At 55.5% G+C, this 13,208-nt stretch carries 12 protein-coding genes; 6 read left to right on the forward strand and 6 right to left on the reverse strand.

All coding sequences use genetic code 11. From position 1 onward, the window contains the following. Nucleotides 1-582, forward strand: a 582-nt coding sequence (locus tag WCC56_RS06575) for a FimD/PapC C-terminal domain-containing protein (RefSeq protein ID WP_424691611.1), incomplete at its 5' end; no start/stop codon positions are given. Continuing rightward, entirely contained in the window at nucleotides 579-1,565 is a 987-nt protein-coding gene (locus WCC56_RS06580; RefSeq protein ID WP_424691612.1) for a Csu type fimbrial protein, read from the forward strand. The genes WCC56_RS06575 and WCC56_RS06580, both read left to right, overlap by 4 nt. Before the next feature lie 4 nt (nucleotides 1,566-1,569). Here the strand turns inward: WCC56_RS06580 and WCC56_RS06585 are convergent, their stop codons facing one another. After that, nucleotides 1,570-2,463 (reverse strand): SDR family oxidoreductase, encoded by an 894-nt coding sequence (locus WCC56_RS06585; protein ID WP_424691613.1) that lies wholly within the window; start codon nucleotides 2,461-2,463, stop codon nucleotides 1,570-1,572. A 327-nt stretch (nucleotides 2,464-2,790) separates the two neighbouring features. On the opposite strand from WCC56_RS06585, the gene WCC56_RS06590 reads away from it, so the two are divergent. Next, on the forward strand, nucleotides 2,791-4,119 hold the full coding sequence (locus tag WCC56_RS06590) for an MFS transporter (RefSeq protein ID WP_424691614.1): 1,329 nt from the start codon (nucleotides 2,791-2,793) through the stop codon (nucleotides 4,117-4,119). A gap of 50 nt (nucleotides 4,120-4,169) precedes the next feature. Here the strand turns inward: WCC56_RS06590 and exbD are convergent, their stop codons facing one another. Together exbD and exbB are read right to left on the reverse strand one after the other, a co-directional pair. Beyond that, nucleotides 4,170-4,592: a TonB system transport protein ExbD gene (exbD, locus tag WCC56_RS06595; protein WP_424691615.1), complete on the reverse strand. Its 423-nt coding sequence runs from the start codon at nucleotides 4,590-4,592 to the stop codon at nucleotides 4,170-4,172. 5 nt (nucleotides 4,593-4,597) lie between these two features. Further along, nucleotides 4,598-5,329 (reverse strand): tol-pal system-associated acyl-CoA thioesterase, encoded by a 732-nt coding sequence (gene exbB, locus WCC56_RS06600; protein WP_424691616.1) that lies wholly within the window; start codon nucleotides 5,327-5,329, stop codon nucleotides 4,598-4,600. 250 nt (nucleotides 5,330-5,579) lie between these two features. Here exbB and metC point away from each other — a divergent pair, with 250 nt between their 5' ends. Both metC and WCC56_RS06610 read left to right on the forward strand, forming a co-directional pair. Beyond that, nucleotides 5,580-6,779: a cystathionine beta-lyase gene (metC, locus tag WCC56_RS06605; RefSeq protein WP_424691617.1), complete on the forward strand. Its 1,200-nt coding sequence runs from the start codon at nucleotides 5,580-5,582 to the stop codon at nucleotides 6,777-6,779. A gap of 107 nt (nucleotides 6,780-6,886) precedes the next feature. Beyond that, complete coding sequence (locus WCC56_RS06610; RefSeq protein WP_424691618.1) at nucleotides 6,887-7,543, forward strand: DedA family protein; 657 nt, start codon at nucleotides 6,887-6,889, stop codon at nucleotides 7,541-7,543. A gap of 39 nt (nucleotides 7,544-7,582) precedes the next feature. Here WCC56_RS06610 and WCC56_RS06615 read toward each other — a convergent pair whose 3' ends face one another. Further along, nucleotides 7,583-8,476 carry an AraC family transcriptional regulator gene (locus tag WCC56_RS06615; RefSeq protein ID WP_424691619.1) on the reverse strand — a complete coding sequence of 298 codons (894 nt, stop codon included), beginning with the start codon at nucleotides 8,474-8,476 and terminating at the stop codon, nucleotides 7,583-7,585. A gap of 125 nt (nucleotides 8,477-8,601) precedes the next feature. On the opposite strand from WCC56_RS06615, the gene dkgA reads away from it, so the two are divergent. Continuing rightward, complete coding sequence (gene dkgA, locus WCC56_RS06620) at nucleotides 8,602-9,426, forward strand: 2,5-didehydrogluconate reductase DkgA (RefSeq protein ID WP_424691620.1); 825 nt, start codon at nucleotides 8,602-8,604, stop codon at nucleotides 9,424-9,426. Between the two features lie 62 nt (nucleotides 9,427-9,488). On the opposite strand, the gene WCC56_RS06625 is transcribed toward dkgA, so the two are convergent. Next, entirely contained in the window at nucleotides 9,489-11,618 is a 2,130-nt protein-coding gene (locus WCC56_RS06625) for a YgiQ family radical SAM protein (RefSeq protein ID WP_424691621.1), read from the reverse strand. Nucleotides 11,619-11,751: 133 nt separating this feature from the next. Beyond that, nucleotides 11,752-13,170: a cell division protein FtsP gene (gene ftsP / locus WCC56_RS06630; protein WP_424691622.1), complete on the reverse strand. Its 1,419-nt coding sequence runs from the start codon at nucleotides 13,168-13,170 to the stop codon at nucleotides 11,752-11,754. Nucleotides 13,171-13,208: the final 38 nt, after the last annotated feature.

Here is a 13,208-nt window from a genome sequence, read left to right on the forward strand (position 1 = left end):
GACTTAACCGGTTCTGTGGTGCTGATGGATGGCAGCCTGTTCGCCGCCAATCAGGTCAACGACGCCTTCGTGTTGGTGAAAACGGACTATCCGAATATTAAAGTTCGCTACGAGAATCAGCTGATGGGCCAAACCGATGACGACGGCTACCTGTTGGTGCCTGGCATCAGCTCTTATTATCCGGCGAAATACGACATTGATACCCTCGATCTGCCAGCGAACATGACCACCTCCAGCGTTGAACAACGCTTTGCGGTCAAGCGGGACAGCGGCTACCTGCTGCACTTCCCGGTTGAACCGCTGCGCGCCGCCAGCGTGATCCTGCACGATCAAAACGGACAGCCATTACCGGTTTCCACGCAGATTATCCGCGAAAACCAGGCGACAGAATACGTCGGCTGGGACGGTCTGGTGTGGATGGAAAACCTGACAACCCACAACCCGTTCCGGGCTGAAACGCCGGATGGCCGCCACTGCGAGGCCGAGCTGACGGTCGAGGGTGGCCGTCCTAAATCGCTGGAAACCTACGGGCCACTCACCTGCTCACTCTCTTCCGATCCCTCTTCAGGAACTTCACCATGAAAAAACTGCTGTCTGGCCTGTTTTTCTTTCTGCTGCTGGGATGCGCCTTCCCCGGTTGGGCCGCCTGCACGCTGCCCTCCTCGACGGCAAGTTTCGGCACGGTAAGCTCGTTTGCGGTGAACACTACGGCCAGCGCCACCACCGCAAACGTCAACGTTAACTGCGGGTCTGGCAGCGTCCTGTCTCTGCTTTCAACTGACTATGTGCGAATACAGTTAGCGAGCGCTACCTACACCAGCGGCACACGCGCAACGCTGAAAACGGCCAGCGCAGGCACGGATAACATCCCGCTCAGGACCTGCACAGACACAGCCTGCGCCACGGAAATTGCCGTGGCCGGGGTGACAACGACCTATAGCCAGGCACAGTTACTTAATTTGCTCGGTTTAGGCGGGGGTCAAAACTTCAGTATTCCCTTGTATTTACGCACAGTACCGGGCCAGACCCTGGCAGCGGGGACATACTCAGTGACGCTCAATATTCTGGTGAATTACAACGTGTGTACCGGTATTGGCTTATTGGGGGCTTGTCTGCTTGGTGCTCAACAAACCGGATCAGGAACCGTGCCGATTACCACTACTCTGATCGTCACCAATGACTGTACGACTATCACCGCGCCCAATATCAGTTTCGGCAGCGCGCCACTGGTCAGTAGTTTCGCTAAAATTTCACAGTCAATTAATGTGATTTGTACCAAAGGAAGCACTTACACGGTGGGGATGAGCAACGGCAGTCATGCCGTGGGGAATCAACGTTATATGACCAGTGGCGCTAACCAGCTGGCCTACGAAATCTATAAAAATGCCACCACCACTCGTTGGGGGCCAACCGGTACGGACAGGGTGTCCAGTACCGGAGCAACCAGCGTTACCGCCGATGGCCTGACGCGAACCTTCAATTACACCGCGCAGATTTTGACCACGCAAAGTACGCCAGTGGCGGGCAGTTACAGCGACAGTGTGGTGGTGGACTTATCCTTCTGAGCCCTTAGCCCAGATGGTTTCCGCCCGTCACACCATGAACTTCGGCGGTAACGTAGCTTGATTCCTGCGAAGCCAGATAAACATACACGCCTGCCAGTTCAGCAGGCTGACCCGCGCGTTTCAACGGCGTCTGCTGACCAAATTCAGGAATTTTATCCTGGGTCTGACCACCAGCAATCTGCAGAGGGGTCCAGATTGGGCCTGGCGCGACACAGTTCACGCGAATGCCCTTCTCCGCTACCTGCTTCGCCAGCGCTCTGGTGTAGGTAAGGATTGCCGCTTTGGTCGTGGCGTAATCCAGCAGATGCGCACTCGGCTGATAAGCCTGAATCGAGGACGTAGTGATAATGCTGGCCCCGGCAGGCAGATGAGGAATAGCCGCTTTGGTGATCCAGAACAGGGAGAGCACGTTGGTATCGAGCGTTTTGCGGAACTGCTCGGTGGTCAGGTCAGCAATGTTCTCTACCGCTACCTGCTTACCGGCTACCAGCGCCAGAATATCCAGCCCGCCAAGGTGCTCGCGAGCCTCTTCAACCAGCTTCTTACTGAATGCTTCATCACTGATATCACCTGGTAACAGCACGGCTTTGCGACCCGCCTCCTGCACCAGTTTTGCCACTTCTTCAGCATCGCGTTGCTCTGCTGGCAGATAGGAAAGCGCTACGTCAGCCCCTTCACGGGCATAGGCGATGGCCGCAGCGCGACCGATGCCCGAATCGGCTCCGGTCACTAACGCTTTCCGGCCTTCCAGTCGCTGGCTGCCACGATAGGTTTTTTCGCCGCAATCCGGAACCGGGCGCATATCAGCCTGAACGCCGGGTGAATCCTGCAACTGCTTAGGATAGTCGCCCGTATGATACTGGGTTAAAGGATTCTGCATTTTGTATTGGTCTGTCATGGGGACTCCTGCATTCGGTTAAACATCATTGAGTTAACCCTGGCAAACTGAGCGCATTCGTCCAGCCCGGAAACATTTTTTCCAGTCAGGCACCTGTTTTTACGGGAAAAAACCAAGCAGACCAAATGCAATAAGATATTTGAAAATGTGAACTGCCTGGTGACAGACGATCCTGTCAGTCGCATTTCGTCTTGATGATCGACTGGCTCTGCACGTGTTAACAGTTTGTTACCAAGAGTCTGAGCGACGCCCGGCTAACGGTGATCCTCATCACATTAAATCGGCGGCTGGCAGGCTAAAACGGAAGAAAAGCCAAAAGGATGCTGTATGACTGCTGTAATCTCTCCGCCAAACCCGACAAAAAAACCGCAGGGTAAGGCCAAAACGATCTTCACTGTGACCAGTGGTAACTTCCTGGAAATGTTCGATTTCATGGTGTTTGGTTATTACGCTACCGCTATCGCCCAAACCTTTTTCCCTGGTGACAATCCCTTTGCCTCACTGATGCTGACGTTGATGACCTTCGGCGCTGGCTTCCTGATGCGTCCGTTGGGGGCGATTGTGCTGGGCTCTTATATTGACCATCACGGCCGCCGCAAAGGACTGTTGATGACGCTGGGTCTGATGGCGATCGGTACGCTAACGATTGCCGTGGTGCCCGGTTACAACACGCTTGGTGCCGCAGCGCCGATCCTGATCCTGCTTGGGCGCCTGTTGCAGGGCTTCTCTGCCGGGGTTGAACTGGGTGGCGTATCCGTTTATCTGGCCGAAATCGCGCCCAAAAACCGCAAAGGCTTCTTCGTCAGCTGGCAGTCTGGTAGCCAGCAGGTTGCGGTTATTTTTGCTGCCCTGTTAGGACTGGGGGTAAACCATCTGCTGGCAAAAGATCAGGTGACCGAATGGGGCTGGCGTATCCCGTTTGTGATTGGCTGTATGATTGTGCCTTTCCTGTTCTGGATCCGAAGCAAACTGGAAGAGACCGAAGCCTTCAGCCAGCGCAAAACGCACCCGAGCATGAAACAAATCGTCCGCTCGGTGGCCAGTAACTGGCCGCTGGTGCTGGCAGGTATGTTGATGGTGGTGACCACCACGGTGATGTTCTACATGATCACCGCCTTTACTCCCACCTTCGGCAAAACCGTATTGATGATGAGCGACAAAGAGAGCTTCTTCGTCATGCTGTGTATCGGGGTTTCTAACCTGATTTGGCTGCCGATTATGGGTTCCGTGTCTGACCGTTATGGTCGCCGTCCGCTGTTAATCTTCTTTACCCTGCTGATGATTGCCACAGCCTGGCCGGTTCTGCACTGGTTGGTGGGGTCGCCCAGCGTTTCTCACCTGTTAGAAGCCGAACTGTGGCTCTCGTTCCTTTACGCCAGCTATAACGGCGCGATGGTGGTTTATCTGGCTGAGGTGATGCCTGCCGAGGTCCGTGCTACCGGTTTCTCACTGGCCTACAGCCTGGCGACCGCGCTGTTTGGCGGCTTTACCCCGGCCATTTCCAGCTACCTGATCCATGCCACTGGCGATAAAGCGATGCCCGGTGTCTGGCTGACCTTTGCTGCAGTGTGCGGACTGATCGGGACGATGATTATCAAACGCCTGGTCCGTCAGTATCAGACCAGACAGAGCGGCGCCCCGGCGGTGCAGCTGTAATAAAAAAGGGCCGACATCTGCATGTCGGCCCTTTTTTTAACGCCCGTCGGTTACTTCCCGGCGGTTTCCATCCCCATCAGACCAATCTTCAGATACCCCGCCTGACGCAATTTATCCATCACGCCCATCAGCGTTTCATAATCCACAGACTTATCAGCCTGGAAGAAAATGGTGGTCTCTTTGTTGCCTTCTGTCTGGCTGTTCAGCGCAGACAACAGCGTTTCCGGCGTCACGGCATTGTTGCCGATAAACAACTGCTGGTCGGCTTTGATTGACAGGTAAACCGGCTTCTCTGGGCGCGGCTGAGGCGCACTGGTGGAAGCCGGGAGGTTAACGCGGACGTCAACGGTGGCCAGCGGCGCGGCGACCATAAAGATAATCAGCAGCACCAGCATCACGTCAATAAACGGCGTGACGTTGATTTCATGCATTTCGCCGTTGCTTTCGAGATCTTCATTCAATCGCATTGCCATGATACTTATCCTACCCGCAGTTTCTGAGCCGGCGCACGCTGCGCGCTGCCGCTGGCTGCCAGGTCCAGATCACGGCTTTGCAGCAGCATAATCTGAGCGGCAACATCGCCCATTGAGGCTTTATAGTTGCCAATCATGCGGGCAAAGACGTTATAGATCACCACCGCTGGGATGGCGGCAACCAGGCCGATTGCGGTCGCCAGCAGCGCTTCAGCAATCCCCGGAGCAACAACCGCCAGGTTAGTGGTCTGCGTCTGGGCAATACCGATAAAGCTGTTCATGATGCCCCAAACCGTCCCAAACAGGCCGACGAACGGCGCGATGGCACCGATGGTCGCGAGGAACCCGTTGCCACGGCCAGCATGACGGCTGAAGAACGCAACACGGCGCTCCAGACGGAAAGAGGTACGCTCTTTGATGCCGTTGTCGTCGTCGGAGCCTGCGGAAAGTTCCAGCTCGTTTTCCGCTTCTTTCAGAAACTGAGTGGTCAGGCTGTTGGCTTTGAAGCTGGAGCAGGTCTGCGCCGCTTCTTTCAGAGAACGCGCGCCAGCCAGAGCTTTCTGCTCGCTTTTGAGGCGACGCTTGGCGGAACTCAGCTCAACGCTTTTGCTGAAGAAGATCGCCCAGGTCACGACAGATGCCAGTAGCAATCCGATCATAACCACTTTTACTACGATGTCCGCATGCAGGTACATGCCCCAAACGGAAAGATCCGTCTGCATCAAATCATTCGTCACGCTGTGTCTCCAACGTCATTCAACGGGTAAAAAAAAACCAGTGCGGATCATACCAAATCAGTGCTGAATTGATAGTGGTTATCATTACTATTTACTTTGAGGGTGCCATTTTTTACACACTTTCCTGATTTAGCGCATGCCCAGCGGCTTTTTGCTGAATCTTTCTCACTCTGCCCCTCGCTTAATTTCGCCCAGGCGTCGGGCGTGGTAACGTTAAGGCAGACCAGACATTCGCAAACAGAGCATTCCGATGACCAGTAAAAAAATTGAAACGGCGCTGATTGCCGCCGGGCGCAGCAAACGTTTTACCCAGGGCTCAGTGAATAGCGTGATCCAGCGGGCCTCCTCGCTGGTGTTTGACAGCGTGGCTGAGAAAAAACGCTGTACAGCAGGCCGCGCCGATGGCGAGTTATTTTATGGCCGCCGGGGCACGCTGACCCACTTTTCGTTACAGGAAGCGATGACTGAACTGGAAGGCGGTGCAGGCTGCGCGCTCTATCCTTGTGGTGCCGCTGCCGTTGCCAATGCGATCCTGGCGTTTGTTGCCGCCGGTGATAATGTGCTGATGGCTGGCTCAGTGTATGAGCCTACTCAGGACTTCTGCAGCAAAATCCTCAGTAAAATGAACGTTTCCACCACCTGGTTCGATCACTGTATGGGCGCAGATATTGCTGAGCTGGTGCAACCCAATACCAAAGTGGTGTTTCTTGAATCCCCGGCTTCTATCACCATGGAAGTGCAGGACGTTCCGGCCATTGTCGCCGCCGTGCGCAGCAAATCCCCGGAAGCGGTGATCATCCTCGACAATACCTGGGCGGCTGGCATCCTGTTCCGCCCGCTGGAGATGGGCGTGGATATTTCGATTCAGGCTGGCACCAAATACCTGATTGGCCACTCCGACGCAATGATCGGCACTGCCGTTGCCAACGAACGTTGCTGGGCAGAGCTGCGTGAGAACTCTTATCTGATGGGCCAGATGGTCGATGCAGATACCGCCTATATGGCCAGCCGGGGATTAAGAACGCTCGCCGTGCGCCTGCGCCAGCATGATGAAAGCGGGATGAAAGTGGCTAACTGGCTGGCAGATCGTCCGGAAGTTGCCGTGGTGAATCACCCAGCTCTGCCACAATGTAAGGGACACGAGTTCTGGCAGCGTGACTTTACCGGCAGCAGCGGTCTGTTCTCCTTTGTGCTGAAAGCGCGTTTAACGGACCCGCAGCTGGCGGAGTATCTCGATCACTTCGAGCACTTCAGCATGGCCTATTCCTGGGGCGGCTTTGAGTCGCTGATCCTGGCAAATCAACCCGAAGAGCTGGCGGCAATTCGCCCAGCCGGAGGAGTGGATTTCAGCGGAACCCTGGTACGACTGCATATTGGCCTGGAGAATGTCGACGATCTGATTGATGACCTGGCTGCCGGATTTGCACGCCTCGCCGCTTGCCCTGCCTGATAAAGGTAAACATAAGGTTAACGGTGTGGCATCCGCGCCCTTGATCAACGTGTGGTGAGATGATTAGCGGTACAATGGGCAGCTTAACGCAGTAAACAGGAATTAAGATGGGTGTATTGCATGAGATTGTTCAAGCGCTGTGGCATCAGGATTTTGCAGCGCTGGCCAATCCGGACGTTATTTGGGTCGTGTACGGCATTATGTTCACTACTCTGCTGCTTGAAAACGGCCTGTTGCCAGCGTCGTTTCTGCCCGGCGACAGTTTACTGCTGCTGGCAGGCGCGATGATTGCCAAAGGCGTGATGGACTTCGTCCCTACGGTGATGATCCTGACGCTAGCCGCCAGCCTTGGTTGCTGGATGAGCTACCTCCAGGGACGCTGGCTGGGCAATACGCGGCTGGTGAAGAGCTGGCTGATGCATCTGCCGGTGCAGTATCATCAGCGGGCCTGGAATATGTTTCACCGCCACGGGCTGACAGCCTTAATCATTGGCCGTTTTTTGGGGTTTGTTCGCACCATTCTGCCTACCATGGCCGGGATTTCGGGGCTCAAAAATGGCCGTTTCCAGCTGTTCAACTGGCTTAGCGGGTTTTTATGGGTGGGAATACTGGTGTCATTAGGCTTTGCCATCACCCAGGTGCCGTTCATTAAACGGCATGAAGACCAGGTGATGACCCTTCTGATGGTGCTGCCGCTGGTATTACTTTGCGTCGGATTGATTGGCAGCGTAGTGCTGCTGATTCGCCGCAAAAAATCGGCGTAAAAAAAGGCCGGTCTTCCGGCCTTTTTCTTTGCTGTCAGCTTATCCAGCCTGACGCATTCGCGTGGCTTCTTCTCCCGGCGTGACGCCGAAATAACGTTTAAACTCCCGCGAGAACTGCGAAGCACTTTCATAGCCTACCCGCATAGCCGCCGCGCTGGCTTTCAGCCCTTCATGCAGCATCAACATACGTGCCTGATGAAGCCGGTAGCTCTTCAGATACTGTAACGGCGAGGTGCTGGTCACCGCTTTGAAGTTGTGGTGGAACGCAGAGACGCTCATATTCACTTCTGCCGCCAACAGGTCAACGCTCAGGTTATCGGTGTAATGGTGCTCAATACGGCGCAGCGCACGGGCAATCTGGCTGAACTGCGTATGACGACTGACCAGCGCCATCATCGCTCCGCCACAAGGGCCAAGCAGCACATGATAGAGAATCTCCCTGACTATCTGTGGACCCAGCACCCTGGCATCACGCGGGTTACCCAACACATCCAGTAACCGTTCTGCCGCACACAGCATCTCTTCCGTCAGCGCTGAGGAGTGGATGCCTCTGGTTTGTGGCTCGGGAGGGAAGCTGTCGTCGTCACCAATATCAATCAGCAAATCCTGCAGCTTTACCGGATCCACGCTCAGCAGGATCCCCGCCAGCGGCGCTTCAGGCGTGGCGAAGGTTTCACACTCGACCGACAGCGGCACGGTCAGCATCAGGTATTCCGTGGCATCGTAGTGAAAAACGTTGTTACCGAGGTAGCCAGTTTTTTGGCCCTGGAACAGGATCACAATCCCCGAGGAATACAGCACGGGCGTTCGTCCGCTGGGCTTATCGGCGTAAATCAGGCGAACATCCGGCAGAGAAGCCAGCGGCGAAGCGCCCGAGGTCACCAGATGCACCACCTTCTGGGCGAGCTGAGTACAAAGCGTGTTGCGATCCATAGACGATTTTTTACTCTTATAAAAGACCAAATAACATCATGCCCAACGACGCCGTTATTCTCAACTAGACTTAGAGTCACTGACCGGCACAGAGGTGCCGGTACATTCGCTGCAAAGGAGAAAACATGGCAGAGCAACCTGTAATTAAACTCCATGACGGCAACATGATGCCGCAGATTGGCCTCGGTGTCTGGCAGGCCAGCATTGATGATACACGCACCGCTGCCCTTAAAGCGTTGCAGGTCGGCTATCGTTCACTGGATACCGCCGCAATCTATAAAAATGAGGAAGGGATCGGCCAGGCACTGAAGGAAACGGATGTGCCAAGGGAGGAGATCTTCGTCACCACCAAACTGTGGAATGACGATCAGCTCAATGCGCCACAGGCAATGGAAACCAGCCTGAAAAAATTACAGCTGGAGAGTGTCGATCTCTATCTGATGCACTGGCCGTGCCCGGCGAAAGGCAACTACGTTGAGGCCTGGAAAGCGATGATTGAACTGCAGAAGCAGGGGCTGACCAAAAGCATCGGCGTCTGTAATTTCCAGGAAACTCACCTGAAACGCCTGCTGGAAGAGACTGGCGTTAGTCCAGTAGTGAACCAGATTGAGCTGCACCCTATGCTGCAGCAGCGCACGCTGCATGCGTGGAATGCCATGCACCATATTCAGACTGAATCCTGGAGCCCATTGGCTCAGGGCGGTAAAGGCGTGTTTGATCAGGAGATTATTAAGAAGCTGGCGAAGAAATACGGCAAAACCCCGGCGCAAATTGTCATTCGCTGGCATCTGGATAGCGGCCTGGTGGTGATCCCGAAATCGGTTACGCCTTCACGCATTGAAGAGAACTTTAAGGTGTTTGATTTCCGTCTGGAGAAACCCGAAATCAGCGAGATCGCCACGCTGGATAAAGGTAACCGACTGGGGCCAAACCCCGACGAACTGAACTAAACCTGCAAAACGGGGCGATACTCATCGCCCCGTTCTTTATTTCCTGCCTGCCTACTTCCCCATTACTTACGACGTTGCTGAGCTTTAATCGGGCTGTGGCGGGTTAATGCCGGGCGCGCCCGATTAGCGCGGTTAGCTTCGCGCTGCTCTTCCAGGCCTGGCGAAGGCACCAGACAGTCTTTACGTCCGCCAATCAGGTGCTTCTTGCCCATTACGGTCAGCGCTTCGCGGATCATCGGCCAGTTTTTCGGGTCGTGATAACGCAGCAACGCCTTGTGCAGACGGCGCTGACGATCGCCTTTCGGGATCGTCACGTCTTCCGTTTTGTAGTTCACCCGGTTTAGCGGATTTTTGCCGCTGTGATACATGGTGGTCGCGCTGGCCATCGGCGAAGGGTAGAAGTTCTGCACCTGATCCAGACGAAAGCGATTGGACTTCAGCCACTGTGCCAGATGCACCATATCTTCATCGGTGGTGCCTGGGTGCGCGGCGATAAAGTAAGGGATCAGATACTGCTCTTTACCCGCCTCTTTCGAGTACTTATCAAACAGCTCTTTAAAGCGGTCATAGCTGCCCATGCCCGGCTTCATCATTTTGGACAGCGGCCCTTCTTCGGTGTGTTCGGGGGCAATCTTCAGATAGCCACCCACGTGATGGGTCGCCAGCTCTTTGATGTAACGCGGATCTTCTACGGCGATGTCATAACGCACGCCGGAGGCGATCAGGATCTTTTTGATCCCCGGAATTTTGCGGGTGCGGCGGTAGAGATCCAGCGTGGGCTGATGATCGGTGTCCAGATGCGGACAGATAGCTGGCCAGACACAGGAAGCACGGCGGCAGCTCTGTTCCGCTTTGGGCGTTTTGCAGCGCAGCATATACATGTTGGCCGTTGGGCCACCCAGATCGGAGATGATCCCGGTGAAGCCTTTCACTGTGTCCCTGATCGCTTCAATCTCGGCCACGATCGAGTCTTCTGAACGGCTCTGAATAATGCGGCCTTCATGCTCGGTGATAGAGCAGAAGCTACAGCCGCCAAAGCAGCCACGCATGATATTCACCGAGAAACGGATCATATCCCAGGCCGGGATTTTGCGGTCGCCATAGCTCGGGTGCGGCGCACGCTGATAAGGCAGCGCAAAAACGCTGTCCATTTCTGGCGTGGTCAACGGAATGGCTGGGGGATTCAGCCAGATATACCGGTCGCCATGCTTTTGCATCAGCGCGCGGGCGCAGCCAGGGTTGGTTTCATGGTGAAGAATTCGGGAGGCGTGCGCGTACAGCACCTTGTCGTTTTTCACCTTCTCGAAGGAAGGCAGCAGCACATAGGTTTTTTCCCATGGACGCGGTTTGGCTAGCTGCACGGTTATGGCTTTAGCTTCTTCTTTTGCTGCCGGAACGGTGCCGGTAGCGCAGGCCAGATCTTCACCGTAAGGATTTGGAATAGCATCAATTTTGCCGGGCATGTCGATACGGGTAGAGTCGACACCTTTCCATTCTGGCCGCGCCTGTTTGCACATAAACGCCGTGTTGCGGACATCGGTGATGCTGGTGATAGATTCACCCTGCGCCAGGCGGTGAGCCACTTCCACCATCGGGCGTTCCCCATTGCCGAAGATCAGCATATCGGCTTTGCTGTCGACCAGCACCGAGCGACGTACGGTGTCTGACCAGTAGTCGTAATGCGCGGTGCGGCGCAGGCTGGCTTCAATGCCGCCGATGATCACTGGCACATCGCTCCAGGCTTCTTTGCAGCGCTGGGTATAGACCAGCGTCGCGCGATCCGGGCGTTTGTCTGGCTGATTGTCCGGCGTATATGCATCGTCATGACGACGTTTGCGGTCGGCGGTGTAGCGGTTGATCATCGAGTCCATGTTGCCAGCGGTCACGCCGAAGAACAGGTTCGGCTTGCCCAGACGCATGAAATCTTCTTTGTTGCTCCAGTCCGGCTGAGCAATCATTCCCACCCGGAATCCCTGCGCTTCCAGCATGCGGCCAATGATCGCCATGCCAAAGCTGGGATGATCGACATAAGCATCCCCACTGATGATGATCACATCACAGCTGTCCCAGCCCAACGTATCCATCTCTTCGCGCGACATCGGCAGAAAAGGGGCGGGACCAAAACAGGCAGCCCAGTACTGGGGATAGTCAAAGAGTTCACGTTCGGGTTGGATCAGGCTCGCAGCGCGCATATTCGGGATCGTCTGGTCAAAAATGGAGCGGCATTATAGGGTATTAGCCTGAAAATAACTAAGGGTTAATATCGGAATAAACGTAAAGATTGCGGGGAGATTGCGCGGCATCCTTGCCGCCTGAAGAAAGGGGTTAAATCGAGGGCTGAACCAGCATCTGGCCTGCCGATCCGCGATCGGCCATTTCCAGCGTCTGGCTATAATACACCAGCGGGAAATGGTCGGCTGAAGACTGGATAAAGGAAACAAAGAGTTCCACCGTACCGTCTACCCAAACGGTGTCTTTCCAGCCGCGATCTTCTGCCCACGGCTGCGCGCCGTTGACGTTTTTAATCAGGAACTTCACGCCCTGAATATGGAATGACTGTGGCAAATCGGCGTGAATGATCCAGCGTTCAAAGCTGCCCTGCTGAGCCTGCACGTCAATGCGCTCCATATCCCAGAGTGCACCATTAATGCCCGGCAGCGAGTCGCCCAGGCTGAATTCACGCGTGCGGCTGACTGCGCCTTCAATCACCTCATCGGCCAGCAGGCGCATTGGCAGGTTATCGGTCACCAGCGGCAGCAGCCCGGTCGGACGCAGCGTCAGGATCAGCGTTGAAGTCAGAATACTTGAGGGTTCGAACAGCCCACGCAGACGATCAACAATCCCGGCAGCCGTGCCCGCAGTGATCGACACTTCATCGCCCTGGCTCATATCCACCAGAATTTCACGCCGCTCGCCCGGCGCCAGCGACAGCTGCTTCACCGCCACCGGAGCCGGTAAGAAACCCTGATCGCTGGAGATCACGTTGAACGGGCGGTTGTCGCTCATTAACAGCTGATAACAGCGGGAATTGGAGGCATTAAGCAGGCGCAGACGCACCCAGCCGCGAGAGACATCCACATAAGGATTCTGCACGCCGTTCACCAGCAGCGTATCCCCCACGAAGCCGCCACTGGACGGTGGGTCGTATTGCGGGGAACCAAAGTTATCCAGCCGTTTATCCTGGATAATCAGCGGGAAATCATCAACGCCATAATGGTTCGGGATCGGCAATGCTTTGCTGACGTCATCTTCAATCAGCCACAGACCGGCCAGACCGTTATAGACGTGCGGCGCCATGCGATTTGGCGTGTTGGCGTGATACCAGCAGGCGGTAGCCGCCTGGCGGATCGGTAACACCGGAGCCCAGTCCACGCCTGGCGACATCATTCTTGGTGCGCCGCCGGCCAGTGCTCCCGGCACCTGCAGCCCGCTGATGGTCATTGAGACCGGTTCAGTCAGTCGGTTGCTGTAGATCAGCTTCACATCATCACCGCTCCAGACCCGCACCGTTGGCCCAAGATAGAGACCGTTGATACCCCACACCTGCGCTTTATTGCCGTCGCCGGTGAAGGACCAATGGCTGCGCTGTAAGGTGAGGAAAATGGGCTGCCCACGGCGCGATTCCACCAGCGGAGGAACCGGCAAAGCCGTGCCGGGCCCGGCGGCGAACGCATTAACAGGCACTGAGCCCGCGCACAGCGCGATACCCGAAGCCTGAATAAACTGACGTCGACTGAAAGACATAAAAACTCCGTAAACCAAAACGCAGCCCTTATGCCGGA

This window comes from Erwinia sp., assembly GCF_049696395.1.
In the GTDB taxonomy this organism is placed as follows: domain Bacteria; phylum Pseudomonadota; class Gammaproteobacteria; order Enterobacterales; family Enterobacteriaceae; genus Erwinia.

Coding starts and splice junctions, on each gene's coding strand:
- WCC56_RS06615 (WP_424691619.1), bottom strand. CDS start 8,476: ATGGATCGCAACACGCTTTGTACTCAGCTCGCCCAGAAGGTGGTGCAT.
- exbD (WP_424691615.1), bottom strand. CDS start 4,592: ATGGCAATGCGATTGAATGAAGATCTCGAAAGCAACGGCGAAATGCAT.
- ftsP (WP_424691622.1), bottom strand. CDS start 13,170: ATGTCTTTCAGTCGACGTCAGTTTATTCAGGCTTCGGGTATCGCGCTG.
- WCC56_RS06625 (WP_424691621.1), bottom strand. CDS start 11,618: ATGCGCGCTGCGAGCCTGATCCAACCCGAACGTGAACTCTTTGACTAT.
- WCC56_RS06585 (WP_424691613.1), bottom strand. CDS start 2,463: ATGACAGACCAATACAAAATGCAGAATCCTTTAACCCAGTATCATACG.
- dkgA (WP_424691620.1), top strand. CDS start 8,602: ATGGCAGAGCAACCTGTAATTAAACTCCATGACGGCAACATGATGCCG.
- WCC56_RS06580 (WP_424691612.1), top strand. CDS start 579: ATGAAAAAACTGCTGTCTGGCCTGTTTTTCTTTCTGCTGCTGGGATGC.
- metC (WP_424691617.1), top strand. CDS start 5,580: ATGACCAGTAAAAAAATTGAAACGGCGCTGATTGCCGCCGGGCGCAGC.
- WCC56_RS06610 (WP_424691618.1), top strand. CDS start 6,887: ATGGGTGTATTGCATGAGATTGTTCAAGCGCTGTGGCATCAGGATTTT.
- WCC56_RS06590 (WP_424691614.1), top strand. CDS start 2,791: ATGACTGCTGTAATCTCTCCGCCAAACCCGACAAAAAAACCGCAGGGT.